Source organism: Paraburkholderia sp. RAU2J (genome assembly GCF_003634845.1).
In the GTDB taxonomy this organism is placed as follows: domain Bacteria; phylum Pseudomonadota; class Gammaproteobacteria; order Burkholderiales; family Burkholderiaceae; genus Paraburkholderia; species Paraburkholderia fynbosensis.
Genome location: NZ_RBXG01000002.1, coordinates 35,884 through 59,999, shown reverse-complemented (window position 1 = coordinate 59,999; position 24,116 = coordinate 35,884). Strand labels below are relative to the sequence as shown.

At 63.5% G+C, this 24,116-nt stretch carries 23 protein-coding genes and 6 pseudogenes; 12 read left to right on the top strand and 17 right to left on the bottom strand.

Annotated features, from left to right (window positions below):
• Window positions 1-118 precede the first annotated feature (118 nt).
• Window positions 119-274 carry a hypothetical protein gene (locus B0G69_RS17705; protein WP_241991382.1) on the top strand — a complete coding sequence of 52 codons (156 nt, stop codon included), beginning with the start codon at window positions 119-121 and terminating at the stop codon, window positions 272-274.
• Window positions 275-314: 40 nt separating this feature from the next.
• Here B0G69_RS17705 and B0G69_RS17700 read toward each other — a convergent pair whose 3' ends face one another.
• The 6 genes from B0G69_RS17700 to B0G69_RS17675 form a co-directional block, all read right to left on the bottom strand.
• Window positions 315-827: a dihydrodipicolinate synthase family protein gene (locus tag B0G69_RS17700; RefSeq protein ID WP_121319626.1), complete on the bottom strand. Its 513-nt coding sequence runs from the start codon at window positions 825-827 to the stop codon at window positions 315-317.
• 2 nt (window positions 828-829) lie between these two features.
• Complete coding sequence (locus tag B0G69_RS17695) at window positions 830-1,171, bottom strand: hypothetical protein (RefSeq protein WP_121319624.1); 342 nt, start codon at window positions 1,169-1,171, stop codon at window positions 830-832.
• A gap of 243 nt (window positions 1,172-1,414) precedes the next feature.
• Window positions 1,415-1,786 carry a hypothetical protein gene (locus tag B0G69_RS17690; RefSeq protein ID WP_121319622.1) on the bottom strand — a complete coding sequence of 124 codons (372 nt, stop codon included), beginning with the start codon at window positions 1,784-1,786 and terminating at the stop codon, window positions 1,415-1,417.
• A gap of 300 nt (window positions 1,787-2,086) precedes the next feature.
• Entirely contained in the window at window positions 2,087-2,347 is a 261-nt protein-coding gene (locus B0G69_RS17685) for a hypothetical protein (protein WP_121319620.1), read from the bottom strand.
• Window positions 2,340-3,089 (bottom strand): DNA/RNA non-specific endonuclease, encoded by a 750-nt coding sequence (locus B0G69_RS17680; protein WP_121319618.1) that lies wholly within the window; start codon window positions 3,087-3,089, stop codon window positions 2,340-2,342. Before B0G69_RS17680 ends, B0G69_RS17685 begins: the two co-directional genes overlap by 8 nt.
• A gap of 306 nt (window positions 3,090-3,395) precedes the next feature.
• Window positions 3,396-3,755 (bottom strand): DUF3564 domain-containing protein, encoded by a 360-nt coding sequence (locus tag B0G69_RS17675; protein WP_121319616.1) that lies wholly within the window; start codon window positions 3,753-3,755, stop codon window positions 3,396-3,398.
• 160 nt (window positions 3,756-3,915) lie between these two features.
• Between B0G69_RS17675 and B0G69_RS17670 the strand changes: the two genes are divergently transcribed.
• Complete coding sequence (locus tag B0G69_RS17670; protein WP_121319614.1) at window positions 3,916-4,596, top strand: DUF4410 domain-containing protein; 681 nt, start codon at window positions 3,916-3,918, stop codon at window positions 4,594-4,596.
• 51 nt (window positions 4,597-4,647) lie between these two features.
• Here the strand turns inward: B0G69_RS17670 and B0G69_RS17665 are convergent, their stop codons facing one another.
• Window positions 4,648-6,354: an acid phosphatase gene (locus tag B0G69_RS17665; protein WP_121319612.1), complete on the bottom strand. Its 1,707-nt coding sequence runs from the start codon at window positions 6,352-6,354 to the stop codon at window positions 4,648-4,650.
• A 98-nt stretch (window positions 6,355-6,452) separates the two neighbouring features.
• The gene (locus B0G69_RS17660; protein ID WP_121323756.1) at window positions 6,453-6,740 is read right to left on the bottom strand and encodes a hypothetical protein; all 288 of its coding nucleotides are present in this window, start codon (window positions 6,738-6,740) and stop codon (window positions 6,453-6,455) included.
• 306 nt (window positions 6,741-7,046) lie between these two features.
• On the opposite strand from B0G69_RS17660, the pseudogene B0G69_RS17655 reads away from it, so the two are divergent.
• Window positions 7,047-7,310 (top strand): annotated as a pseudogene (locus tag B0G69_RS17655) (IclR family transcriptional regulator C-terminal domain-containing protein); the annotation flags it as partial.
• A gap of 98 nt (window positions 7,311-7,408) precedes the next feature.
• On the opposite strand, the pseudogene B0G69_RS17650 reads toward B0G69_RS17655, so the two are convergent.
• Window positions 7,409-7,819: pseudogene (locus B0G69_RS17650) on the bottom strand (porin); the annotation flags it as partial.
• 7 nt (window positions 7,820-7,826) lie between these two features.
• Here B0G69_RS17650 and B0G69_RS17645 point away from each other — a divergent pair.
• A pseudogene (locus tag B0G69_RS17645) lies at window positions 7,827-8,594 on the top strand (MFS transporter); the annotation flags it as partial.
• An 80-nt stretch (window positions 8,595-8,674) separates the two neighbouring features.
• On the opposite strand, the gene B0G69_RS17640 reads toward B0G69_RS17645, so the two are convergent.
• From B0G69_RS17640 to B0G69_RS17625, 4 genes are all read right to left on the bottom strand, one after another.
• Window positions 8,675-9,136 (bottom strand): GNAT family N-acetyltransferase, encoded by a 462-nt coding sequence (locus B0G69_RS17640; RefSeq protein ID WP_121319610.1) that lies wholly within the window; start codon window positions 9,134-9,136, stop codon window positions 8,675-8,677.
• A gap of 148 nt (window positions 9,137-9,284) precedes the next feature.
• Window positions 9,285-10,388 carry an FAD-dependent oxidoreductase gene (locus B0G69_RS17635; RefSeq protein WP_121319608.1) on the bottom strand — a complete coding sequence of 368 codons (1,104 nt, stop codon included), beginning with the start codon at window positions 10,386-10,388 and terminating at the stop codon, window positions 9,285-9,287.
• Between the two features lie 168 nt (window positions 10,389-10,556).
• Complete coding sequence (locus tag B0G69_RS17630) at window positions 10,557-10,760, bottom strand: DUF3562 domain-containing protein (RefSeq protein ID WP_121319606.1); 204 nt, start codon at window positions 10,758-10,760, stop codon at window positions 10,557-10,559.
• A 195-nt stretch (window positions 10,761-10,955) separates the two neighbouring features.
• Window positions 10,956-11,849, bottom strand: a complete 894-nt coding sequence (locus B0G69_RS17625) for a LysR family transcriptional regulator (RefSeq protein WP_121319603.1) — start codon at window positions 11,847-11,849, stop codon at window positions 10,956-10,958.
• A gap of 88 nt (window positions 11,850-11,937) precedes the next feature.
• Between B0G69_RS17625 and B0G69_RS17620 the strand changes: the two are divergent.
• The 5 genes and pseudogenes from B0G69_RS17620 to B0G69_RS17600 all read left to right on the top strand — a co-directional run.
• Window positions 11,938-12,078: pseudogene (locus B0G69_RS17620) on the top strand (lipocalin family protein); the annotation flags it as partial.
• A gap of 178 nt (window positions 12,079-12,256) precedes the next feature.
• The gene (locus B0G69_RS17615; RefSeq protein ID WP_121319601.1) at window positions 12,257-12,856 is read left to right on the top strand and encodes a cytochrome b; all 600 of its coding nucleotides are present in this window, start codon (window positions 12,257-12,259) and stop codon (window positions 12,854-12,856) included.
• A 67-nt stretch (window positions 12,857-12,923) separates the two neighbouring features.
• Window positions 12,924-14,375, top strand: coding sequence for a glycosyltransferase (locus tag B0G69_RS17610; RefSeq protein ID WP_121319599.1), 1,452 nt, complete (start codon window positions 12,924-12,926; stop codon window positions 14,373-14,375).
• A 185-nt stretch (window positions 14,376-14,560) separates the two neighbouring features.
• Complete coding sequence (locus B0G69_RS17605) at window positions 14,561-15,811, top strand: aromatic ring-hydroxylating dioxygenase subunit alpha (RefSeq protein ID WP_121319597.1); 1,251 nt, start codon at window positions 14,561-14,563, stop codon at window positions 15,809-15,811.
• 533 nt (window positions 15,812-16,344) lie between these two features.
• Window positions 16,345-16,758, top strand: a complete 414-nt coding sequence (locus B0G69_RS17600) for a rubredoxin (RefSeq protein WP_121319595.1) — start codon at window positions 16,345-16,347, stop codon at window positions 16,756-16,758.
• Window positions 16,759-16,838: 80 nt separating this feature from the next.
• Here the strand turns inward: B0G69_RS17600 and B0G69_RS17595 are convergent, their stop codons facing one another.
• Window positions 16,839-17,693 (bottom strand): oxidoreductase, encoded by an 855-nt coding sequence (locus B0G69_RS17595; RefSeq protein WP_121319593.1) that lies wholly within the window; start codon window positions 17,691-17,693, stop codon window positions 16,839-16,841.
• Window positions 17,694-17,871: 178 nt separating this feature from the next.
• Window positions 17,872-18,417 (bottom strand): annotated as a pseudogene (locus B0G69_RS17590) (LysR substrate-binding domain-containing protein); the annotation flags it as partial.
• A gap of 6 nt (window positions 18,418-18,423) precedes the next feature.
• Between B0G69_RS17590 and B0G69_RS17585 the strand changes: the two are divergent.
• Window positions 18,424-18,804, top strand: a pseudogene (locus B0G69_RS17585) (diaminopimelate decarboxylase); the annotation flags it as partial.
• A gap of 25 nt (window positions 18,805-18,829) precedes the next feature.
• Here B0G69_RS17585 and B0G69_RS17580 read toward each other — a convergent pair.
• Complete coding sequence (locus B0G69_RS17580; RefSeq protein WP_121319591.1) at window positions 18,830-19,750, bottom strand: LysR substrate-binding domain-containing protein; 921 nt, start codon at window positions 19,748-19,750, stop codon at window positions 18,830-18,832.
• A gap of 128 nt (window positions 19,751-19,878) precedes the next feature.
• On the opposite strand from B0G69_RS17580, the gene B0G69_RS17575 reads away from it, so the two are divergent.
• Window positions 19,879-20,646, top strand: coding sequence for a transporter substrate-binding domain-containing protein (locus tag B0G69_RS17575; protein WP_121319589.1), 768 nt, complete (start codon window positions 19,879-19,881; stop codon window positions 20,644-20,646).
• A 40-nt stretch (window positions 20,647-20,686) separates the two neighbouring features.
• Window positions 20,687-21,802, top strand: coding sequence for a succinylglutamate desuccinylase/aspartoacylase family protein (locus tag B0G69_RS17570; protein WP_121319586.1), 1,116 nt, complete (start codon window positions 20,687-20,689; stop codon window positions 21,800-21,802).
• Window positions 21,803-21,935: 133 nt separating this feature from the next.
• Here the strand turns inward: B0G69_RS17570 and B0G69_RS17565 are convergent, their stop codons facing one another.
• Window positions 21,936-24,080 carry a phospholipase C, phosphocholine-specific gene (locus B0G69_RS17565; RefSeq protein ID WP_121319584.1) on the bottom strand — a complete coding sequence of 715 codons (2,145 nt, stop codon included), beginning with the start codon at window positions 24,078-24,080 and terminating at the stop codon, window positions 21,936-21,938.
• Window positions 24,081-24,116: the final 36 nt, after the last annotated feature.

The window sequence follows — 24,116 nt, the reverse complement described above, 5'->3', positions numbered from 1 at the left end:
CGTCGAGAATGGTACGGCATTTTTATACGCATTTTACGGCGCGCCCCTGTTTCTTTGGCGATTCGCTACATCAAGCCCGGTAACGTCGAGACATCCCGGTCAGGAAGCGAAAACATACATGGAAATAGCGCGCTGGATGGTGTGCCAACCCGAAGCAGAAAGCGGTGGCGATCTCGATGCCGCGCTGCTTCGCTATAGCGGCGGCGGGCGCGGTTACGCACGGCGCGTCGTGTCGCGCATGCAGCGGTTCGATGCGAGTTTGCGCCGCGAATGATGAACCGATTCGCGGCGCACGGGTAGTCGAGTGGAACGCGTTAGCTCATCGTGCCGGCGAACTCCTTCACGCACTCCTTGATCGCGACGATGTTGTCGTATTCGACGCGACGCGCGACCGTGTTCGGCTTGATCGTCACGCCGGTGCGATACGGCACGTTGTGCAGCACGATAGGGCGGTCGGTAGCGAGCGCGGCCTGTGCGAAATGCCACTGCACGCTGGCCTGATCCGGGCACATGTAAGATGGCGCCGCGACCAGATAGCCAGCGCAGTCCCAGCATTCATAGCGTTGTATTTCGTGCAGCGCGTCGCGCGTATTCGATCCGCCCACGCCGATCAGCATCGGCAGACGCGAGCCGATCACGTCGGTCAACGCGTGCAATACGGTGAGGCGTTCGCCCTGCTGCAGCAACGCGGCTTTGCTGGTCGTGCTCAACGCGACGAAACCGCTGATCTCTGTGTGCAAGTAGTCCGCGAGGCGCTGCAATGCGTCGATATCGACTTCGCCATTGCGCAGTGGCGTCACGATGGGCAACCCGGTACCGGAGAACATGATTAGTGCGCCATTGCGGCGTTGCCGCGACGCTTCATCGGGCCGATCAACGCGGCGGCGACCGTCGAGATCAGCGTATGCAACGTGAAGTTGAGGTTTTCGCACGAGATGTCGAGTTGCACGCGCACTTCGTCGCGCACGGCTTCCGTGCTGACGACATAGACGCCGAGCGGCGAGTGAAGCAGCGCGCGAAGTTGGGTGCCCGCCAGATCGTGCGGCGAATGCGGCAGCGTCACCTGCAAGAGGGCGCGTGCCGAAGGAAACGGGATGACGTTGCTGTGTTGAACCGGCGGCTTGTCGAGCGACTGCGTGGCGAAGCTGTCGATGGATTGCGTAAGGGCCATGTGATGTGGCGTTCGTTGACGCCATGGGTTGATCAAGACAGTTCGAGGTTAGACTTCCGCAAGTAAACGCGGTGCAAAAATTGGCGCATTCGCTGAAAAAATCATTGGGGGCGCGCCGCACACCCCGCGACGTAATCGCGCAGAAAAAAAGGCGAGTCATGCGACTCGCCCTCCCTGAATGGCACAGTGCGGCTTCGATCAGTTACACATGCATGGCCGGTGCGTGCCTGAACCGATCACGTGTTATTGCGTCGTTGTCGTGTCGGCTTGTGCGCCGTCGGCTTTTGCCGGGGCATTGCTGGCCTCTTTCGCGCTCCCCGTATTGGCTTTTGCGTCGCTGGTTTTGGCGGCGGTTTTCTTGACGGTTTTATGTGCTTTGGCCGTGTGCGTGGCGGAAGTCTTTTTCACCGATGCCTTCGTCGTAGCCTTGGCGGGCGCTTTCGCCGTGGCGGCGCCTTCGTCCGTTGCGCCGGTCTGCACGGCGGTGCTCGCCTTCAGATTCGCTTGACCGGCGGGCTGCATTTGCGCGGGTTGCGTGCTGGACGGCGCGGGCGTTTGAGCGAACGCGGTCGACACGAGCAGAGCGGAAGCGAGAGCGGCGAAAAGCGTCTTCATGGTGTGACTCCTCATTGAACCGGTGGATTCTTGTGTCGCGGCTGAATGATTTCAGCGCTGCCGGTTTAACGTTGGCCGAACGACAGACGTTGACGCCGCTCTGGTGACAAAACGTAACCGCCGAAACATATCGGGGTACTGAATCAACGGCGGTGCGTAGAGCTATGCGGGGGAGAAAATGGTGGCGTTCGCTTTGAAACGAAGCGCGGAGACGGTCACGAAAGCGAGGCGACAGCAAAGGCGGCGAGCTTATCCCCGCCTTCGCGTCACGCGCGTTTCGCTAGTGCCAAACCTGAAGCATCATTGAAACGGATTCTCGACCACACCCGGTTTCGCATCCGGCTCGTCCTTCACCTTCGCCGGCAGATTGGTTTGCGCCTGCAAGCTGGCGACGATCGCATCCACCGCTTCCTTCAATGCAAGCGCCGCCTTCAGTCCGCGCTGATCCTGCGTCAGTTCCAGCGTGCCGTTCAGCACGACGCGCGTGGTGCCGTTGCTCAACGTGAGCGCGTCGCCCTGAATGTTGAGTACGTCGTCATCGTTCGAATAGGGTTTAAACACCTTTGAGTCCTCCCGGTCGCTGGTCCTTGAGGTTTTCCGGAATGCCCGGAAAACGGATGCCCGATGCTGCTTCGAGTTCGTGAATCGTCCGGATGTCGTAACGATTGGTCGAGACATTGTCCACCACCACCGCGAACGCCAGCTGTCGCGAAGGCACGTAGACGACCTTGAACAACTGTGTCGGCACGAACACGCGCGTTGCGCCGATGGTCTGCAACTGCTGGCCGTTGAAGATCGGCCCGGTGACCACGTAGGTATCGTCGTACGACACCGCGATCTTGCGCACCGACGTTTCGATGCGCGCCCACAGCCGTTGGTTGTTCTCGCGATTCTGCGGCACGATGTTGGCGAGCGAGAACGATTGTGCCATCGCCTGCTGATTCCAGCGATTGCCCGCCGGACTCATATGACCACGATCGAAACCGCTGCGCTTGTAGTCTGCGAGCGTTGCGCCTTCGCCGTCGGGTAAACGTGCATCTTCGAAGAACTTGTTGGTGCGCACCATGTCTTTCGCGGCTTCGATATGATCGCGCGTCAGATGCTCGGCAGACCAGAGCGGGCCATGCGTGATGCCCGAATGCAGAACCGCGAAATCGCTATAGCAGAGCATGCGCGTTTTCGGCGCCATCTTCTGATTGGTCAGAACGGGCCATTGCGCATTCGGTGTGAACTGGGAACAGGACGGTGCTGCGCTCGCGTGAGCGGCAACGGTGAATAACAGACAGGCGAACCACTTCTTCATGTGTCAGTCAGTCGAGGGATTGGGGTCGCAAGTATAGCGTTGCGAGCCTTGATCGGGCGACCGGACATGCAGGGCAAATGAGAGAAAGAAGAGAGATCGCGCGGGCAAAAAAAACGGGCCGCTTTGCAGCGACCCTTAATGCGTGGACTTTCGACTCTACGCACGCATGCTTAAGGCCGGCTTAACTGCACGCGACGCAGAATGGAAGTAGGTGACATGGCGTACGAACGCCCGCGCACGAGCGAACGCGCCCCGTGAACGGAACTTTCGACCGACATAATCGGCTCTTGAAAAAGACGCGAAAACTTAATTACCGAACACGCTGTTTTCGGCGTGAACCGTTTGACGGTCTACGGCTTGCAGGCGCCAGAAACCGCTGGCCGGCGCGCGGGTCGGCAAGCCAGTCCAGGCGGCGGCGCCTTGCGCCGCGCTCACGCGTTGCTTGCGGTCCACGTGCAAGCCTCGCAGCGTGCACAACGGTGCGTCCGTGCGGGGCGCACAGAGCGTCGTTACGCCGTCTTCGTCGTGCAATTCGCCCCAAGGGGGCAGGTCGATCCCTTGATGCGCTTCTCTCGACCACCGGTGTTCGTCGGTGTCGAGCCATAGCACAGCGTAATCGTGGCTGACGGTGGGATCGGAACCGTTGATCAGGATGGTCAGTCGCATGGCAGTTCCGTACAAATTGCGAAGTAACGCTCTATCAGTCTATGCGGTGATGCGCGTTATGCAAGGCAAACGGTATGAGGATCGGATACGAAAAAGCGCACGCCCGCTGCGCGCGGCGGTACGATAGCCGACGTCACGATGACGTTCGCGGAGGCGCGCCATGCTGCGTCGGTTTCTGCAATTTGCGATGGTGGCGACATGCCTGAGCGTGGCGACTCCGCTCAGTGCGACGGCAGCGGACAGCGTGCCGTTCGCCGCCCCCGCGCCGGTCGTCTATGTGTCGAACTTCGATCTGGACGTGGCGAACATCGCACCGGATAGCGGACCGGGACAACGCGTGCGCCGGCTGCGCGGTTTGCTGCCGGCCGGGCCCGGACCGCAGGGCCAGAGCAAGAATCCGCAAGAGCACGCCGCGCAAATCGTGAACGAGATGGCGGACGCGTTGACGGAAGATCTGAAAAAGGGTGGTGTCGATGCGCGCCGCATCGCGCCGGGACAACCGTCGCCGGCTGCCGGTTGGCAAGTGCGTGGTGTCTTTCTGAGCGTCGACGACGGCAATCGCTTGCAACGCGCGATGGTGGGCTTTGGCGCGGGTCAGAACGATATCCAGGTGGCGGTGTCGTGCGACAGCCTGGGCGCGGCCGATCTACCGCCGCTGTATCAGGCGGTCGAGGAAGCCGGCAGCAAGACCATGCCGGGCGCGGCGATCAAATTGAATCCGTATGTGATCGCGGCCAAATTCGTGATGGCGAGCGGTGACGAGAAAAAGACGATCAGGAAAACCGCGCAGGAGATTGCAGACGCGGTGATCGTGAAGCTGCACGCGGCGACGACGCAGTAAAGCGCGTGCGTCATCGCTGCCGGACAATCCGGGTTCGCCAGCCCAACGCCTTTAAGCCAGATCCAGCGACGCCGTCAGATCCCCCAGCGGTGCAAGCCCATTGCTCGCGAACGCCCGGTCGCGGGCACGCACGCCGTCGAGCGGCGGCAACCCATGCACACGGCTGATGAAGCGAAGAATCGAGTTGGTGTCGTACACCGTGTGGTCGACGTATCCCTTCTTTGCCAGCGGCGAAATCACCAGCGCCGGAATCCGCGACCCCGGACCCCAGCGGTCGCCCTGCGGCGGCGCCACCGGATCCCACCAGCCGCCGTTTTCATCGACAGTGACGATCACGACCGTATTCGCCCATTGCGGGCCGCGCTGGATATGCTCGATCAGCGTCGCGATGTGACGGTCGCCCGATTCGACGTCGGCATAGCCCGCGTGCATATTCAGATCGCCCTGCGGCTTGTAGAACGTGACGGTGGGCAAGCGCCCCGCATCGATATCCGCGATCAGCCGGTTCGTCGACGCGTCGTTGCCGAGACCGCCGTCGCGCAGATGCCTGCGCCGCGCCGCCGTGCCCGGCGCGTAATTGGCGAAGTAGTTGAACGGCTGGTGGTGATACTGGAAGTCGGGCACCGCGCCAGTATCCTGGTGCTCCAAAGCGTATTGCCACGCGCCGCTGTACCACGCCCAATCGACGCCTTTGTCCGTCAACCGGTCGCCAATCGTCGCGTAGTTTTGCGGTTGCAGCACGCGCGGATTCGTGAGGTCCGAGAACGCTGGGTCGCCGCCTTCGGGCGCCCGCACGTTGCTCGGCTGATAGGGCGGCGCCATCGTGTTGACCGCGTAACCGTCGGCGGTGAAGGCGCCGTCGTTGACGAATTTCGGCGGACCGTCGAGCGCGGACGCGGGCGAGTCCGCCGCCATCTTCAGGCGCGTGCCGGTCGGATCGTCGCCTTCTACCACCGACACCAGTTTCTTCGCCGGGCTGTTGTGGATGTCGGGATAGAACGGCGCCTGCGCCGAGATCAAAAAGATGTGGTTTAGCCACGAGCCGCCGAAAGCCGCCATGAAGAAGTTGTCGCACAGCGTGTATTGCTGCGCGAGATTCCACAGACGCAGCGAGTCGGCGGAATTGCGGTAATGCCCCATGACGAGTCCGCCGGAGTCGCCCCACGCGGCGAACTGGTTGTTGCGGCCGGTGTTGATCTGCATCTGGTTCTGATAGAAGCGATGCACCAGATCGCGCGTGATCACGCCGGTCGGCAGCGGCGCGCCGTGCGCATCGACGATGCGGAAAGGACGGTTGTGCAGATGGTCCAGATCGTTCTGGCCGATCATGAAGCGCCGGCCGTCCACTTCCTGCGCTTGTGGCACGAGCCCGCCCCAGATCGGGGGCAAGTGGGGCAACGGCGTTTTGCCGTCGCGGTCGAGTTGCAGATAGCGCTCGGCGCTCACCGCGTCGAGCGGATGCTGGACGCCGGGGAAGTTGCCGTACAGATTGGCGAAGCTGCGATTCTCCGCATAGATCACCACGATGTGTTTGACCTGATCGTGCAGCGCGGCGTCGAGGCGCATGTCGGCCGCACTGCGCGGTGTGCCGTCGCTCGCCGTGAGCTGACCGGTTTTGCAGCCCGTCAGCGCGAGGCCGAGGCCGACCGCCGCGAGCCCGGTGAGGACGCGGCGGCGGTCGGGATCGTCGGGGGTGTCGGCGGGGTTGTGAGCAGTATTGTCGGCGTTTGGCGGCAGGCTGGAATCGTGGTCGGTCATCAGTGAGTTCCGAAGTGGGCGTGACGGACGCATAACCGGCGCTCGGGGCGGCGCGCGGCACCGGTTTGCGGATTCGAGGAGGCGGGTGGCCTCGCGGGCTAAGGCAGTCGACGCTTCACGCGCCAACTATTGTGCGTTGCATCGACGGCGAGCAGCAGCCAATGCCGCGCATCCACGGGATGACGCCGTTGCGTTGCATAGCGGTCGACGTTCAATTCAAGCTCGTCATGCGAACGCCGGCGACACGTGGCATGCGCGCCCGAGCCGTCCGCAAATTCGACGATCGCAGCGGCCGCTCCGTCCGGCGCGGGCAGATGCGCGATGCTGACTGCGCAGCCCGGATAAAGATGCGAGTCCGCAACCTGGATCTGAATGGAATCGGACATGATCATGGCCTCCATACGCTTGGGCGGAGCGAGAGCGCCGCAGTGATGCTCAGCGCAATGGACCGGATCAAAGAATAGCACCGCGTAGCCGTTGCGCAATGGGTCACGGCGACGATAGTCGCGGCGCATCAAACCAGCGGCCGCCGCTCGTTAATGAGCGCCGCACGCTTCGCGCTATCATGCTGATCTGACCATGATGAACAGCATAAAACGGCAGCCCAAGATGGCAAAAGAAGAGCAGACAGGAGCGGGACGCAAACTCACGAAGCCGCGTAGCGCGGCAGCGTCGTCATCGAGCGTCGATGGCTCGGTTATGCGCTGAGCGAGGCGTCGTTCGAGCGTGGCATTTCGGTGGTGAGCGCGCCGGTGCGCGATCAGAGCGGCAAGATCGTGGCCGCGTTGACCGTCACGATTCCACGTTCGGATATTGGTAAAGCCGAAGAGCGCGAACCGCTCGTCATCGCCGTTTGCCAGGCGGCGCTCGAACTGTCCGAGCGTCTCAGCTATCGTCCCCGGCCGGATGATCCGACCGCGGCCCAGGCGCGTCGCAAGCAGGTCGCGGCAAGTTGAGTCAGCGCTGACGTTGCCGTCGGCGCTGGTTGGCAAGTCCCGTTGCGCGTGCAGCCGGACCGTGTAGTTCACATCACCCGCACCATCCGTTCAGCAGTTCAGAATGAATGATGGATGCCGGTCAGAACCATCGTCTGGTTCCGTCCGCTCGACACGCCCGCAGTGAAGAACGCGGCGTTGGTGTCCGAACCCGCGCGCTGATACAGCGCATTCACGTACACCTGCGTCGCCTTCGACAGCGCATAGATATCGCCGATCATGAACTGCGTCCAGCGATGCCCCGCCAACGTCGTCGTCGCGGCGCCGCCGGCTACGGTGTTGAACGGCGTGAACTGGTAATTCGCGCCCGCGTCGTAGCTCTGATACGTGTCCGAATGTCCCGCCGATTCCAGCTTCACACGTGTGTACAGCGCGTGCACCAGCAGCTTGCCGAACTGGTACGACGCGCCTGCGCCCATGTTCTGCACCTTGTCGGCGACGTGGTTGGCGGCGGGCACGCCCTGGAACGTGGTGACGCTGGTGCCGGAATCGCCGCGCTGGCTCGCCGAGCGCGATCGGATGGCCGATGCCGACGCCGCCGTGCATGCGTTCGAACGCGCCAGCAAAGGTCCGTTGCCGCCGGTGGTTCATGCGGCTGAGTTCGACGCGATGGCGAATCGTCATCCGAAGCGCCGCATGGCGGACCTGTTCGGCCCGGCTTATCTGAAGCGCACGCTGGCTGTGGCGATGCTGTGGATCACTTGCGGCTTCATTCAGTACGGTCTGTCGACCTGGCTGCCGACGATCTATCGCACGATTTATCACGCGCCGCTGCAACTCGCGCTGAATCTGGCGGTGGCGGCCTCGGTGCTCGGCGTGCTGGGATCACTGACCTGCGCGTTGCTGGTCGACAAGGTGGGACGCAAGCCGATCATCAACGTGTCGTTTATCGCGTGCGCGCTTTCTCTGGTGCTGGCAGGCGTGTTCCACGGCTCGTCGGTGTATGTGGTGGCGACGTTCTGCGCGTTGGCGCTGGGCTTCCTCGCGTGCGGTTTCATTACCGCTTACGTGTACACGCCGGAGCTGTATCCGACCAGCATCCGCGCGATGGGCTGCGGTGTCGGCGGCGCGTGGCTCAAGGTGGCGGCGATTTTCGCCCCGGCGATCGTGTCGAAGACGATGATCGGCGGCAACCTGCAGGTGGCGTTTTATATTCTCGCGGCAGTGCCGTTTCTGGCGGCGATGGCGGTGCATTTTCTCGGCATCGAGACCAAAGGGAAGGTGCTGGAGCAACTGGAGGCTTGAGAGGGTAACGGGTTGCGTGGGCGTTGAGGGGCGGCGAGGTCGTGTCGCGCTGTCCGGGCCCAAAGCCAGCTCGCCACTCCTCACAATGCTTTGCGATAGACCACAAACCCCGACTTATCCGCGACCCCGTCATAAAGCTTCATTGCCGTCTGATTCGTCTCGTGCGTTTGCCAATAGACGCGCTGCGCCGCATCCGCTTTGGCCCGCGCATAAACTGCTTCGATCAGCGCCCGTCCCACGCCCTTGCCGCGCTCGGATTCGAGCGTATAGAGATCTTGCAGATAGCAGACCGGCCCCGCCATCGTCGTGTGACGGTGATACAGGAAATGCACGATGCCGACCAACTGATCGTTGCGTTCGGCGACCATCGCATGCATCGGCTCATAGCCGTCGAAGAAACGTCCCCACGTGATGTGCGTGATTTCGCGCGGCAAGGCCGTTTCGCCGGAGCGGCCGTAGAACGCGTTGTAGGCGTCCCATAGCGGCAGCCAAGCGTCGAAATCTTCGCGGGTGACAGGGCGGATCTCAATCGAGTGCGACATCAGTGCGTTTCCTTGTTGAGTGATGGCAGCAAATGCTTGAGTCACCACGGCGTGAGCGCGGCTCGCGTCATCGCGGCTTCGTCGATCTCGTCGTGCTGCGGAATAAACAGGGCGTGGGCGCCGGACATCGCGATGGCAATCGAATCGCTCAAACCATCTCGGCTCTGAGCCAACGGGCGAGCGTTGTGTCGTCGTCGGTCGTCAGCGCTTGTGCGACGCGCCGGCCCACCGCCGCGCCGAATTTATAACCGTGCCCCGAGCACGCCGACACCACCAGCGTATTGCCGATGCGCCTCGAAAAGAAGCGCCTGTCAGCCGTGAATGTGTAGGCGCAGGTCTTTACTTCGGTCACCGTATATTCGTCGATGCGCCTGAACGGCGGCGCAAACAGCCGGCGTATCTGCTCGCCTTCGTCGAGGCATGCGGCGCGATCGGCGTCGGGGTCCGGCGCGCGCGCCTTATGGACGCCAGCGCCAAACTTCAGGCCGATGCCGTCGAGCGGCGGCAGCACATAGCCATCGTTCTGGCCGCCAATGTCGACGATCGCAGGCGCGTTCGACCACGCCTCTTCGAGATCCGCAGGCGGTTCCAGGTAGGCGACGGCGTTGCGGTACGTCATCAGGGTGTCGGCAAGCGCGGGAAACAGCTGCAGGGTCCACGCGCCGGTGGCGACCACCAGCCGGTCGGCGCGCACGATCGTGTCGTCGCCGAGCCGCACCGACGCCGTGCGCGGATCGACCGCAAGCGCCTTGGTATGCATGCGAATGTCCGCGCCGTGCATTCTGAGCCACGCCTTCATGTCGCGCGCGATGCGTTCGCTAAAGAGCGCGCCGCCGTCACGATCGAGGTACGCGTAGCGAAACGTATCGGGGTCGAGAAACGGATAACGCGCGGCCGCGTCGTGCGCGTCGAGCCGTTCGTATTCGAAGCCCATTCGGTCGAGGCCCGCGCGGAACTGTTCGGCGCCGTCGTCGGCGAATTGCGAAATGCCGAGCACGCCGCAGTTGGCATAGTGCGACACGCCAAGGTCGTTCCACAGCAGGTCCCAACTATCCAGGGCTTCGGCGATGCTGCGCGCGTAGCCGTCGGCATCGCCATATGCGCGACGGATCATGCGATGGCGGTCGCCCGACGCGCCGAGCGGATTCGGAATCGAGCCCTGCTCGATCAGGGTGATGTCGTGCCCGAGTTTGGTGAGCGACCACGCCGTACTCAAGCCCGCGATACCCGCGCCTACGATTGTCACGCGCATTCAGATCCCCCGAGTCATGGTTCAGGCTCAGAGTCTAGCAGCGGGAAAATATCTTCGATACGCGTTCGCGAGAATCGGCGCGCAAGGCGAGGAGCCGATGCGAAACGTCGTCACAAGCGTCGTCACAAGCGTCGTGGTGAAAGGCGGTGGTCTCCGCACGCCACCGCGTCAATGTTTTTGATTCGAGCTACTGCGAAGCTGATTGCGGACCTTCTTCGCGGCGAATAGCGGCACGTAATCGAATACGCGCGCATCGAGCCGGTAATCGGCCAGCGTGTCCGCATACATGCGGGAAACTGTTTCGGTCGGCGTGTCGGTTTCTTCAGCGATGCTTCTCACCACTTCGTTGACATCAGGCTCGGGCTGCGACATAAATTTCTCCGGATAAGACCGATGGGTTGGACGGACGGAACGCGGACAGCAGGAAATTCATTACAGGATGCGATCCGCGTGCATGCCAATTGAATCGGTCTATCGTACGATCCGATTCACAGAGATTTTTTTCTTGCACTGCGGCAAGTGTCCGCGCAGCGGGGCGATGCGCGAAATCAACGGCTATGCCGATGCTTATGCGTCGCCGAATAACCGCTCGGACAGAAAATCCACAAACGCCCGCAGCTTCGGCGAGAGCTGGCGGTTCGACGGCCACACCACCGAGAACTGTCCCGCGTGTGCGAGATGCTCGGCGAGCACGCTGCGCAGCGTGCCCGCGCGGATCGCCTCGCGGGCCAGGAAGTCGGGCATGTACCCGATGCCGAGGCCGAGTTCCGCCGCGGCGCGCAGTGCTTCCATGTTGTTGCAGGTCAGCGCGCTCGGAAAGTGCGCGGCGGCATCGTCCGGCAAGCCGCGCAACGCCCAGGCTTGCAGCTTGCCCGAGGTCGGAAAGCGAAAGCGCAGGCACGCGTGCTGGGCGAGATCGGCGGGCATGAGCGGCACGCCGCGCCGCTGCAGATAGGCCGGCGACGCGCATAGCACGAAGCGGAACGGGCCGAGCCGCCGCGCCATCAGTTGCGAGTCGGGCAGCTCGCCGCTGCGGATCGCGGCGTCGAAGCCGCCTTCGATCACGTCGACGAGACGGTCGTTGAAATCCAGTTCGAGGTCGATCTCCGGGTAGCGCCCCGCGAATTCCGGCAGGATCGGCAGCAGGAAGCGATAGCCGATGGTCGGCAAGCTCACCCGCAGGCGCCCGCGCGGCGTGGCGTTGGCTTGCAGCATCATCGATTCGGCTTCGCTCAGTGCGTCGAGAATCTGCCGGCAGCGCTCGTAGAAACTTTCGCCGTCCTCGGTCAGGCTGACGCGCCGCGTGCTTCGCTGCAACAGACGTACGCCGAGATGCTGTTCGAGCCGCGCGACGCTTTTGCCGACCGCCGACGCCGACAGGCCGAGCCGCTGCGATGCGCCCACGAAGCTGGACGCCTCGGCCGTGTGGACGAATGCGACGATGCCGCTCAGGTTTTCCATGCGCTTGATTCAGGAGCTGAAGTCCGGAGTGCGATCAATGTAGCATTATTGGCGGGTTTTATTCCGTTATTCGCGCTGGGTTGGGCCGGTCGGTTATCCGGGTAAAAACCTCGGCAGGATCTTTGCGCGCGAGCCCGACATCAACGACGACACCTATCGCGCGCAGCTCGGCCGGCTGGATGCAATAGGCTACGACATGACGCGTTTCAGGCGCGTGCCGCAGCGCTGACGCACCACCCCCGCCGAAACAGTCAGAATACGCAGTTAAGCGTCTGGAGGAATAAAACGGCACACTGAGGCGTTAGCTTGATACCGGCTGGCGCGTTTGAACGTGTGACGTGCGACCGCACTGGATCTTCAGACAGCTTTCGCAGCAACGTAACGTAGTACTCGTGGACAAAACCACCATGAACACTCACGCCGATTCCCTGACCGATTCGACCGGCGCGCTGCTGCCGACGCGCTACACCCGCACGGCGATCACACTGCACTGGCTGATCGCGCTGCTGATGATCGGCAACGTCATGCTCGGCCTGAGCGCCGATTCATTGCCCGACGACTGGGTGCGTCCGGTGATCGATACGCACAAGTCGATCGGCATCACGGTGCTCGGTCTTGCGCTGCTGCGCATCCTATGGCGCGCGTCGCACAAGCCGCCGCCGTTGCCGCGCGAGTTTCCGTCATGGGAGAAGGTCGCCGCGCACCTCGCGCATTTCCTGCTGTATCTGCTGATGATTGCACTGCCGCTGTCCGGCTGGCTGCACGACTCCGCATGGAAAGACGCGGCGACGCATCCGATGCATCTGTTCAACGTGATTCCATGGCCGCGCATCGGCTATGTGATGAACCTCGATCCGGCGCTCAAGGAGACCTTGCACGACCGCTTCGGCACGCTGCATACGTGGCTCGGCTATGCGCTCTACGCATTGCTGGCGATGCATATCGGCGGCGCGCTCAAGCATCAGTGGATCGATCGCAAGTCGGTACTCCGGCGCATGGCGCCGTGAGGCTTCCAGGCGCTGTTTTCCTTTCCCGATAACCGCGGCATCGACGCACCCAAACCCGGCAGTCATTTTGAAAAACACTCTGGAACAGGCATTTGCACTCGCCTCGCCGCGCATCTTGCCGCGTCCCGCGACCTTGTCGAGCACGCTGATTCACTTCAGCGTCGTCGCCGTGTGGCTGCTGCTGTTCGCGCGCGCGTTCTTTCTGAAAGGGGCGTTGGCGTGGTCGACCGGGATTGCGTATGTCGTGTATGACACACTGCTGCTCGCGTTCGTCACGTGGAAGTCGCTGCCGCTGATGCGGCGCCCGGCGCCGCTCGAAGCCGACTACGAGCAGCGCCGTTTGCCGAGCATGGGCGTGATCGTCGCATCGCACAACGAAGCGGCGGTGTTGCCGGTGACGCTCGCCGCGCTGCTGCGTCAGACGCACGGCCCGGCGCAGATCGTGATTGCCGACGACGGCTCGACCGACGCCACCCGCGCGCTGCTCACCGAACGCTTCGGCCTCACGGCCGCCGCCGACGGCATGCTGAGCGCGGCGAGTTCGCTGCATCCGAACCTGTTCTGGCTGCGCGTGCCGCACGGCGGCAAGGCGCGCGCGCTGAACGCCGCGATCAGCGTGATGACGACAGACACCGTGATGACCGTCGACGCCGACACGCTGCTCGACGACGACGCCACCTACGCGATGCGCGCCGCGTTCGCGAGCGAGCCGAAGCTGGTCGCGGCGGCCGGCATTCTGGTGCCGGTCTGCGGCAAGTCGCTCTCGGGCCGCGTATTCCAGTGGTTCCAGACCTACGAGTACATGCGCAACTTCATCGCCCGTTTTGCGTGGATGCGCGCGGACAGTCTGCTGCTGATCTCGGGCGCGTTCGCGTCGTTCAGGCGCGACGCGCTGCTCGACGTGGGCGGCTTCGATCCGCAATGTCTGGTCGAAGACTACGAGCTGATTCACCGGCTGCGCCGCTATTCGGTCGATCGCGGCCTCGGCTGGGACGTGCGGGTGGTCGGCGATGCGCATGCGCACACCGACGCGCCGGACAACCTCGGCAGTTTTCTGCGGCAACGCCGGCGCTGGTTCGCGGGCTTCCTGCAAACGCAGTACTGGAACCGCGACATGACCGGCAATCGGCGCTACGGCACGCTCGGCATGCTGATGCTGCCGGTCAAGGCCCTCGACACGATGCAGCCGATTTACGGCCTGACCGCGTTCGCGCTGCTGCTCGGGTTTCTGTTCGGCGGGCATGGCGCGATTGTCGTGTCGATCTTCAGCGTGATCGGCCTGAAGACCGCGATCGATCTCGCGTTCTATTTGTGGAGCATTCATCTGTATCGGCGCTGGACCGGCGAGCGCACCGGCAACAGCCTGTGGATGGCGACGCTCGCGGCGATTGCCGAGCCGTTCACGTTTCAACTCGTGCGGCACGCCGGGGCGGCGCTCGGCTGGCTGCACTTTCTGCGCGGCGGACGCTCGTGGGGCGTGCAACGCCGCTCCGGCCTGGTGGCGCGCGACGAGAGCTGACGGCGCGCCGCCTGTGCGGCACTTTCGGCAGCGCGCGCTCAGGCGGGCGCGACGCGGCGTCGCGAGGCGCGGGGCGACCTCCTCCGACCCGGACGGCGGTCGCATCTAGTAGACTGGCGTCGATGCCGGCCTCAAGATATGCAGGGCGGCGACCTTCTATCTGCTGGTGCATGGAGGCTTCACGTATGCATGCTGTTCCCCCGCTCGAACAAGACACCGTCGATGCAACCGTCGATGCGGCGCCTGCTCAAGCAGCGCCGCAGAATGCCGCGCATGCGGCCGCTCCGGCAGCAGCCCACGCGCATGCGCCGGGCCACGCCGCCCACGACGCACCGGTGCGCGATCTGCGCCGCGTCGGCATTCACCCGGACTACTGGTATCCGCTCGCGTGGTCGCATGAAGTGAAGCGGGGCAAGACGCATGGCGTGACGTTCGCCGGCGATCCGATCGTGCTGGCGCGCGCGGAGTCCGGCAAGGTGTTTGCGCTGGAAGACCGCTGCGCGCATCGGCAAGTGCCGTTGCATCAAGGCGTGGTCGAGGGAGAGTCGATTCGTTGCGGCTACCACGGCTGGACCTACGACTGCTCGGGCAAGTGCACCGACGTGCCCTATCTCGGGCGCGACCGTTTGCCGAACGGCGTGCGTTCCTATCCGTGTCAGGAAGTCGAAGGGTTGATCTTCGTGTTTCCGGGCGATGCCGAACTGGCCGAACAGCGGCCGCTGCCCAAGCTCGGTTCGGTGGGCGACAAGAAGTACAAGACGCGCCGTTTCGGCCGTCCGGTGAACTGTCACTATTCGTTCATGCACGAAAATCTGATGGATATGAACCATCAGTTCCTGCATCGCAAGCAGATGGGACAGATGCGCGCGCGTTCGCTGGGGCGGCGTAAAGGCGAAGGCTGGGTGGAAGTCGATTACACGTTTGCGCGCATGGCCGGCCAGCAGCCGATCGGCGAAGCGATCGTGTTCGGCCAGAGCCGCAAGACCGGCGGCGACAACGACAAGGACGTGATGACGATCCGCACCGAGTATCCGTATCAGACGTTGCAGATCCGCACGTCCGAGCAGACGCTGGTGATGGACCTGTGGATCGTCTATGTGCCGCTCGATCGCGAACAGCGCACCAATCGCACGTTCGGTTTGCTGTCGATCCGCAAGCCCGGCATTCCCGGTGTGCTGAATCTCGCGTGGCCGCTGCTCGTGTGGTTCACCGAGCGCATCTTCAAGGAAGATCGCGAAATCGTCGAAGCCGAACAGCGCGCGCACGACTCGCAGGGCGCGGACTGGAATCACGAGGTGTTTCCGGTCATCAACGAACTGCGCGCGTTGCTGCGCGAGGGCGGCGCGGCCGATCAGGTGGTGGGCGCCGGCACCGGCGACACGTCGGTGATCCGCTTCTGGGATTCGCGTCAGGGCAATCCGTTGGCGAAGTCCTGAGATTCGGGCTGAGGTGCCGCGCACGTCGAGGCGCGGCGCATCGCATCAGTCATATCCGCCTGAGCGCGCTGATGGCTTGAGCCTGCGGCGCTAGCCGGAATTGCCGCCGCAGTCGCCCGACATGCGGGCACGGCGCCGCATTCACAGGACAAACCCGGCAAAACGCGCCGGCGCACGCTCGTTTCCCCTTCCCAGCGAATTAATCCATCTCCACCCGGTAGGCAATGCGGCGCGCGCGAGCGGCGATAATGTCGTCCGATACGCGCGGGTTTGCGCCAATCGGCATGAGCCGCGCTCACATCCGTGTACCATTTCGCTTTTTCCAACTTTCAAGAATCTCTAGTGACCACGCAACAAGCCTCCACCGCACCGCGTAAATCGCTCACCTTGATGCAATTGCTTGGCCTCATCGGCGCCGCCGGCCTGATCGCCTCCATCCTGCTGAATCATCTGATCTAGTTCCATCGCCCTCGCATCATGCGTGCGGCTCCACGCCGGCACTCGCTGCCGGCTTCATCGATATTCCGAGTGCCATGTACAAGAAGGGCGTAGCCGTAGAAATCCAGTTTTCACCCGAGCGGCTCAACGATGGCGCGGGCGATCCTTACTGGATCGATCTGACGCAGGACGAAGCGCGGCGCTTGCTGGAAAGCCTGCAGGCGCGCCTTGCCGCGGGCGGCGGCACTGTCGCGCCGCTGGTCGTGAGTCTTGATGAGACGCCCTCGCAGCCAGCTGTGGTAGGCGCGGCGGAGGCGTCTGGTCATGGCGTGTCGGCGGACGACTTCAAGCAGTGGGTCTGCGTGATCTGCGGCTGGGTCTACGACGAGGCGGCCGGCTTGCCGGATGAAGGTATCGCGCCGGGCACGCGCTGGGCGGACGTCCCGGCCGACTGGCGCTGCCCGCTGTGCGACGTCGGCAAGGAAGATTTCGCGTTGGTCGAGTTTTAAAAAAACCGGCCAACGGGTTTGAACGCATCAGACCGTTCAGGCCATCCATTGCCGCGGCATGGTCCCCGCTTCCGGCGTGATCAGGCGCTCCCCGCCGGATAATCCGCGCCCTCGGTCGTCGCTTTCCATGCGTCGAAGTCGCCGCGCATGAAGTCGAGCTTCTTGTACGCGAGCTCGAGCGCGATCTTGCCGAGCAGCAGACGCAGCGGCGGCTGGTCCGACAGCGCGGCGTCGATGATCGCCTGCGCGGCGCGCACTGGATCTCCCGCCTGCTTGCCGCTGCGCGCTTCGGTCTGCTGGCGGCGTTCGCCCGCCGTGCCCGCGTAGTCGTCGATCACGGTGGCCGACTGCTTCATCGACGGTCCCGCCCAGTTCGTGCGGAACGGGCCGGGTTCGACGATCAGCACGCCGATGCCGAGCGGCTTCACCTCGAGCGCCAGTGATTCGGACAAGCCTTCCACCGCGTATTTGGTCGCGTGGTAATAGCCGGTCGCCGCGAAACTCGCAATGCCGCCAATCGACGACACGTTGACGATCAACCCGCTGCGCTGCTTGCGCATGACCGGCAGCACCGCTTTCGTGATGTCGATCAAACCGAATACATTGGTCTCGAACATCGCGCGGACTTCGTCGTCCTCGCCTTCCTCGATCGCGGCCAGATAGCCGTAACCCGCGTTGTTCACGAGCGCGTCGATGCGGCCGAAACGCTGCTTCGCCTGTGCGACCACCTCTTCGATCTGGGCGCGGTTCGTCACGTCGAGCGGCAGAGCGAGCGCTCGCTCGCCGTGCGCCTCGGCGATATCTTTCACTTTCGACACATCGCGTGCGGTCACCACCGCGCGCCAGCCACGCTCCAGCACCAGCTTCGCCAGTTCACGGCCGAAGCCGGTGGAACAGCCGGTAATCAGCCAGACGGGGTTGTCTCGATTCATCATTTGGGAAACTCCTGTTGATGGGCTACGACGAGTGAAGAGTGCGCTACGGCACAAGGCGCGCCGTTCGCGTGCGCGATCGGTGCGCTAGTGGTGTTCTGGGTGTTGCGTGCGCGGCGTTGTCGGCGCAGGGCATCCGCGACGGCTCGCCCGAGTGTGGGCCGTGTGCCGGGCGGCGTCGTTATGGGCGCCGCTGTCCGGTATGGTTTTTCAATTGTAGCCGCAGCACGGCGGCTTCGCTTTGCAGCGCCTTGACGAACGCAGCGGCCAGCGGGTGGCCTGGACGATGCTCCGGATGTATCACGCTCACGCGGAACGGCAACGATACGGTGAGCGGCCGGATATGCAGATGGCGGTCCGCGAAATCGACGGCGGTCAGCGGATTGACGATCGCGATGCCGAGACGCTGGCGCACGAAGCTGCACACGGAAACAGCGGTCGGTGTCTCGATCAGCTGGCGGCGCGCGATGCCCGCTTGCGCGAACACTTCGTCGATCTGAAGCCGGTAGGGATCGCTCGACGACAGGCTGATGAAAGCCTGATCCGCGAAATCCTTCAACTCGATCGCGCGCTTCTTCAGCAACGGATGCCGGTCGGGCAACACGCACACCTCGTCCACTTCGAGCAACGGCGTCAGCCGCGTGCCGGGCGGTGGCGCGCCGTGTTCGGTCAGACCGAGGTCGTAGCGCTGCGCGCTCAGCCATTCTTCGAGGAACGGCGACTCCTGCGGCAATTCGCGCTGGTCGATGCGGGCTTCAACGACCTCGTGCGGCCGTCGTTGTACGGCAGCCACCACCGGATGAGCGTAGTGAAACGCGACGGCGTGCCGAGCGACGCGCCGCTTGACGCGTTCACGGTAGCCGGCCCGCTGTGCGAAGCCGGCGACGTGTTCACGCAGGCCGAAGGCGGCATTGTCACGAGCCGCTCGATGCCCGCGCCCGAAGTGGGTGACTTCATCGTGTTCCATGACGCGGGCGCGTACGGCGCGTCGATGTCATCGAACTACAACAGCCGGCCGCTCGCGCCCGAGGTGTTGCTCGACGCGGGCGAGGCGCGATTGATCCGGCGCCGTCAAAGCATCGGCGAATTGATCGCGCTCGAAACCGTGGCCTGACGCATCGACTGACATCGCGCCGAAGTCAGCGCGCCCGCACCGTGCGCGTGTATGACGCAATCATCGTCGCGAGTTCCTGTGCGGCGGGCGTGAGCGGGATCGCCGCGCGCTGCAGCAGGCAGACGTTCTGGTCGACCGCCCGCTCGCGCACGGCGATCGCCGTGAGCGCGCTGGCAAACGGCCCGCGTTTCGCCACGATCGACGACTCCAGCGACAGGCAGTCCGTCGCGCCGACCAGATGCAGCGTCTCGTACAGGCCCTCCACTGTGGCGATGACTTTCGGCGGCGGGAGGCCGTGGCTTTCGAACAGATGGCTCAGCCGGTTGACGTGCGGATCTTCGGTCAGATTCGGCGAGCGCGTCGCCACCCACGTGCAGTCGACCAGTTCGGCGAGCGATGTCGCCCCTGCTTTCGGATGACCCTGGCGGCACACGATCACCGGATCGGACGGATACAACGGCGTGACCGACAGATCGGCCGTGTCGGTATGCTTCGACACGAGCGCGACTGCGAAGTCGAGCGTGCCTTCGCGAATCCACGAAATCATCATGCGCGACGTGCCGGTGCGCAAATGCACCGCGACCCGCTCGAAGCGCGCGCGAAATTCCATCAGCACCGGCGCGAACGCGTCGACGAGCGGCTCGGTCGTCATGCCGAACGTGACCTCGCCGACATAGTCGCCGCGCACTTGCCGCACTTCCTGCTCGGCGCGCTCGCACTCGCCGATGATCGCGCCGGCCCGCTGCAACAGCCGCTGGCCGAGCGCGGTCAGCGCAATGCCGCGATTCGTGCGGATGAACAGCGTGGCGCCGAGCATCGATTCGAGGTTCTGCAACTGCTGGGTGATGCCGCTCTGCGCGATGCCGAGCGCGCGCGAGGCCGCGCGGATGCTGCCGTGCTCGGCGACCGCCGTGAAGGCGCGCAGCTGGGAGATCGTCAACGCCATGAGGGTTCCAGTTCGCTGATCCGGTGATCGGTAAAAGTGATCATGATAGTTCGAACGGGGCTTCTTGGAGGCGCGGCGGCGTCATACGATGGCACTGTCGTCATTCGTCCCCTCACACTTCGACTCCCATGAAAATTCCGCTGATGATCCTGAGCGCCGCGCTGACTTTCAGCAGCGGCGCGTTTGCCGCCGAAGCCGGCACGCTGCGCCTCGGCATCGATCCGAGCTATCCACCGATGGACGCCAAGGCGCCCGACGGCAGCTTCAAGGGTTTCGACGTCGATCTCGGCAACGAAATCTGCCGGCGCATTCACGCGCGCTGCCAATGGGTGGAACTCGAATTCTCGGGGATGATTCCGGCGCTTCAGGCGCGCAAGATCGACGCGATTGTGTCGTCGATGGCGATCACGGAAAAGCGCGAGCAGCAGATCCTGTTTTCGTCGAAGCTCTTCCAGTTCAAGTCGCGGCTGATTGCGCGTCAAGGCTCGCCGCTCGCGGGCGGTGTGAACGCACTGGCCGGCAAGCAGATCGGCGTGCAGTCGGGCACGCAGTTCGAAGGCTACGCGTTGAAGAACTGGGCGCCGCTCGGCGCGCACGTGACTGCGTACAAGAGTCAGGACGAAGTGTTCGCCGACTTGCAGAACGGACGGCTCGACGGCGCATTGCTCGGGTCGGTGGAAGGGGACATCGGCTTTCTGCGCACGCCGGCGGGCAAGGGCTTTGCGTTTGTCGGCGAACCGCTATCGATGGGCGATCGCGGCGTGGGCATCGGCTTGCGCAAGGACGAGACCGCGGTGCAGGCGTCGATCAATGCGGCGATTGCTTCGATGCTCAAGGACGGCACGTACGCACAGATCGCGAAGAAGTACTTCGACTTCGATCCGTACGGCAATTGATTCTTTTACTCCCGACTCTTCTTCCCCAGGCTTTCCCCTCATGAACAGGCAATCGATTCCGCTTCTTTCGCCGGCTATCGGCACGCACCGCGAACTGGTGTCGTTCCATTTCGGCCCGGCGAATAGCGGGCAGAAGATTTATATCCAGTCGTCGCTGCATGCCGACGAGACGCCCGCGATGTTGACGACCGTGTTGCTCAAGCGCCGCCTGCTGGAACTGGAGAAGCAGGGCGCGTTGAATGCGGAAATCGTGCTGGTGCCGGTGGCGAATCCGGTCGGGCTCGGTCAGTACGTGCTCGGTCAGTTTCTCGGACGCTTTGATCTCGGCAGCGGCAAGAACTTCAATCGGCACTTCCTGCAGTTCTCGAAGCTGGTCGCACGCGCGAAGGATGCGTTGGGTTCGGATGCGGCGGAGAACCGGCGCATCGTACGCGAGTTGATCGCGGCTGAACTGGCCGAGCAGAAGCCGTTGACCGAATTCGAGTCGCTGCAACTGGCGATGCTCAAACTCTCGTTCGATGCGGACGTCGTGATCGATCTGCATTGTTCGCTCGAAGCGGCGATGCATCTGTACACGAGCGAAGCGGCGTGGCCCGAGTTCGAGCCCTTGTCGCGCTATCTCGGCGCAGAGGCCTCGCTGCTCGCGACCAACTCGGGCGGCGAGTCGTTCGACGAAACGCATAGCCTGTTGTGGTGGACCTTGCAGCAAGCCATGCCCGCTAGCAAACCGGTGTCCACCGGCACGATTGCGGTGACGGTGGAATGCCGCGGTCAGCGCGACGTCTCGTACGAAGTGGCGCAACGGGATGCCGACGCGATAGTCGATTATCTTGCGTGGCGCAAGGCGATCCGGCTGGACGCGCGGCCTTTGCCGCCGCTGCTTGCGCCTGCGACGCCGCTCGCGGGCAGCGAGCAGTTTTACGCACCTGTCAGCGGGATTCTGATTCATCGCGCGAAGATCGGCGAGACGATTCGCGTCGGGCAGGCCCTGTTCGATATCGTCGATCCGCTCACCGACGAGACGACCACGATCACCAGCAGCACCGAAGGCGTGCTTTATATGCGTCGCGCGATTCGCTTCGTGACGGCGGGGGCGCCGTTGGGACGGGTGACGGGGACCAGGCCGTTCAGGACCGGCGTGTTGCTGGGGGCTTGAGTTTTTTCGCGGGCGGCGCGCACGCGTTGTTTTGTGCAGGGCCCTTGGGGGATACGCATGACGATAGTCTCCCTGCGCAGCGGAGTACTTTCGACAGGGCTCCGCCTCGACGGCGAAGCCCCGCTGCTTCACCTCACACCAACACCGGCGCAACCGCCGCCGGATCGCTGATACTCGGCCGCCCATTCTCAACGTGACCCGCAAAGCGGCGCGAGAAACTCGGATCGTCATTGCTCGTCACCGTCAGGTCGTACCAGTGATGGCTCGCCGCCAGCACCCACACCTCTTCGAGATGCAAGCCGGCCGGCACCAGCACCGGACGCGTGCGCGCCCCATACGCGTTATCCGTCACCGTCAAACGCGCGATGCCGCCACCGCTGTTGCTGAACTTCAGGAACACGTTGCCGTTTGCGACGTCGTATTGCGCGTTCACTTCGGGCAGCGCCGGCTTGTTGCCAGACAGGCCCAGACCGTGCGCGTTGTGCGTCTTCGTCGGCTGCGCATTGCCCGCGAACTTGCGCACGAAGCCGTTCGGCCCGAACACTTCGAACGCGTACACGCCGTTCGTCGTCGTCAGATCGAAGGTCTCGCCGAGCGATTTGCCCGCTTCGACGGTGTAACGCCACGGACCATCGGTGCGATTGCTCGAGTACACATAGAAATGCGCACCCTGGTCGCCCGTGTTGGCGATCGAGATCTCGAACATGTTGCGGTTCACATCCGCTTCGCCATTCACATGCAGTTCGTACGGCAATGCACGCGCGAAACGAATCCCGCTTTCCTGCGAATCGATCGCGCCCGGCGTCGCGGGCACGGTCGGCTTCGGCTGCGTTGCGCACTGGTTATCGGCGATGCTCTTGTAGTTGCTCGTGTCCGGCAGCGGCGGCACTTTCGAGTCCGGCGTGTGGAAGTCGAATGCGGTGGTCAGGTCGCCGCACACTGCGCGGCGCCACGGCGTGATGTTCGGTTCGTGAACGCCGAAACGTGTTTCGATGAAGCGAATCACCGACGTGTGATCGAACACCTGCGAGCACACGAAACCGCCCTTGCTCCACGGCGACACGATCGTCATCGGCACGCGGGGGCCGAGGCCGTACGGCAAGCCGTCGGCGGTATAACTGCCGCCGCGCGCGGGATTGACTACGTTGTGAATTTCGCCTTCGGTGCTGACCGTCGACTTGCCTTGCGCAGGCGTCGTCGCCGGTTGCGGCGGCACGATGTGATCGAAGAAGCCGTCGTTCTCGTCGTACATGATGAAGAGCACGGTCTTGCTCCACACCTCGGGATTCGACGTCAACGCATCGAGAATCTGCGACGTGTATTCGGCGCCGTATGCGGGCGTATATTGCGGATGCTCGGAGTACGCGGCCGGCGGGCACAACCACGACACTTGCGGCAGCTTGTTCGCGAGCACGTCGGCCTTCAGGTCGTCGATGGTGCGCACGGTTTGTGCGCGCTCATACAACGGCGAGCCCGGCTGCGCGTTGATGAAGTTCGTGAAGTTCTGCAGGATGTTGGTGCCGTAGTTGCCGTTCAACGGATCGGAGCCCGTCGTACCCTGCTGGTACACCTGCCACGAAATGCCAGCGGCTTGCAGGCGCTCCGGATACGTGGTCCACGAGAGCAACTGGTAATTCGGCGGACCGTCGCCGTCGACGAAATCGTTGTTGTCGAGGAGCGGTCCGCCGAGCGTGCCGGTCGGATCGACCGTGCCGGTCATCAGATACGAGCGGTTCGGATGCGTGGGTCCGGGCAGCGAGCAGAAGTATGCGTCGCAGGTGGTGAACGCATCGGCCAGCGCGTAGTGAAACGGAATGTCGCTGCGCAGGTGATAGCCCATCGTCATGTCGGTCTTGTTGGCCGGCCACTGATCGTAGCGACCGCCGTCGATCGCGGCGTGGGTCTTGTACCAGGAATGGTCCAGATCGCCGACGCATTGCGCGCTGGTGGTCGAGGTGTCCAGATGGAACGGCAGCACCGGCTTGGTGGCGTCCGCTTTCGACGGCTGATACCACACCGGCTTGCCGTTCGGCAGCGGAATCGGGAAGCGGTCGTTGTAGCCGCGCACGCCGCGCATATGGCCGAAGTAGTGGTCGAACGAGCGGTTCTCCTGCATGAACACGACGATGTGCTCGACATCGCGGATCGTGCCCGTGCGCGAGAACGCGGGCACGGCCAACGCATTGCGGATCGACTCGGGCAGCGCGGTCAGGGCGGCGGCAGCGCCGGCGGAAGAAGCCACGGTCTGCAGGAAACGGCGACGGCTAGTTGATGTCATCGAATATCACCTTCTGCGGGGGGAAAGAATAGCGCG

Coding starts and splice junctions, on each gene's coding strand:
- B0G69_RS17675 (WP_121319616.1), bottom strand. CDS start 3,755: ATGCGACTGACCATCCTGATCAACGGTTCCGATCCCACCGTCAGCCAC.
- B0G69_RS17700 (WP_121319626.1), bottom strand. CDS start 827: ATGTTCTCCGGTACCGGGTTGCCCATCGTGACGCCACTGCGCAATGGC.
- B0G69_RS17630 (WP_121319606.1), bottom strand. CDS start 10,760: ATGTCGCAGCCCGAGCCTGATGTCAACGAAGTGGTGAGAAGCATCGCT.
- B0G69_RS17635 (WP_121319608.1), bottom strand. CDS start 10,388: ATGCGCGTGACAATCGTAGGCGCGGGTATCGCGGGCTTGAGTACGGCG.
- B0G69_RS17600 (WP_121319595.1), top strand. CDS start 16,345: ATGTACAAGAAGGGCGTAGCCGTAGAAATCCAGTTTTCACCCGAGCGG.
- B0G69_RS17660 (WP_121323756.1), bottom strand. CDS start 6,740: ATGTCCGATTCCATTCAGATCCAGGTTGCGGACTCGCATCTTTATCCG.
- B0G69_RS17625 (WP_121319603.1), bottom strand. CDS start 11,849: ATGGAAAACCTGAGCGGCATCGTCGCATTCGTCCACACGGCCGAGGCG.
- B0G69_RS17575 (WP_121319589.1), top strand. CDS start 19,879: ATGAAAATTCCGCTGATGATCCTGAGCGCCGCGCTGACTTTCAGCAGC.
- B0G69_RS17680 (WP_121319618.1), bottom strand. CDS start 3,089: ATGAAGAAGTGGTTCGCCTGTCTGTTATTCACCGTTGCCGCTCACGCG.
- B0G69_RS17695 (WP_121319624.1), bottom strand. CDS start 1,171: ATGGCCCTTACGCAATCCATCGACAGCTTCGCCACGCAGTCGCTCGAC.
- B0G69_RS17640 (WP_121319610.1), bottom strand. CDS start 9,136: ATGTCGCACTCGATTGAGATCCGCCCTGTCACCCGCGAAGATTTCGAC.
- B0G69_RS17570 (WP_121319586.1), top strand. CDS start 20,687: ATGAACAGGCAATCGATTCCGCTTCTTTCGCCGGCTATCGGCACGCAC.
- B0G69_RS17705 (WP_241991382.1), top strand. CDS start 119: ATGGAAATAGCGCGCTGGATGGTGTGCCAACCCGAAGCAGAAAGCGGT.
- B0G69_RS17670 (WP_121319614.1), top strand. CDS start 3,916: ATGCTGCGTCGGTTTCTGCAATTTGCGATGGTGGCGACATGCCTGAGC.
- B0G69_RS17565 (WP_121319584.1), bottom strand. CDS start 24,080: ATGACATCAACTAGCCGTCGCCGTTTCCTGCAGACCGTGGCTTCTTCC.
- B0G69_RS17615 (WP_121319601.1), top strand. CDS start 12,257: ATGAACACTCACGCCGATTCCCTGACCGATTCGACCGGCGCGCTGCTG.
- B0G69_RS17605 (WP_121319597.1), top strand. CDS start 14,561: ATGCATGCTGTTCCCCCGCTCGAACAAGACACCGTCGATGCAACCGTC.
- B0G69_RS17665 (WP_121319612.1), bottom strand. CDS start 6,354: ATGACCGACCACGATTCCAGCCTGCCGCCAAACGCCGACAATACTGCT.
- B0G69_RS17595 (WP_121319593.1), bottom strand. CDS start 17,693: ATGATGAATCGAGACAACCCCGTCTGGCTGATTACCGGCTGTTCCACC.
- B0G69_RS17580 (WP_121319591.1), bottom strand. CDS start 19,750: ATGGCGTTGACGATCTCCCAGCTGCGCGCCTTCACGGCGGTCGCCGAG.
- B0G69_RS17690 (WP_121319622.1), bottom strand. CDS start 1,786: ATGAAGACGCTTTTCGCCGCTCTCGCTTCCGCTCTGCTCGTGTCGACC.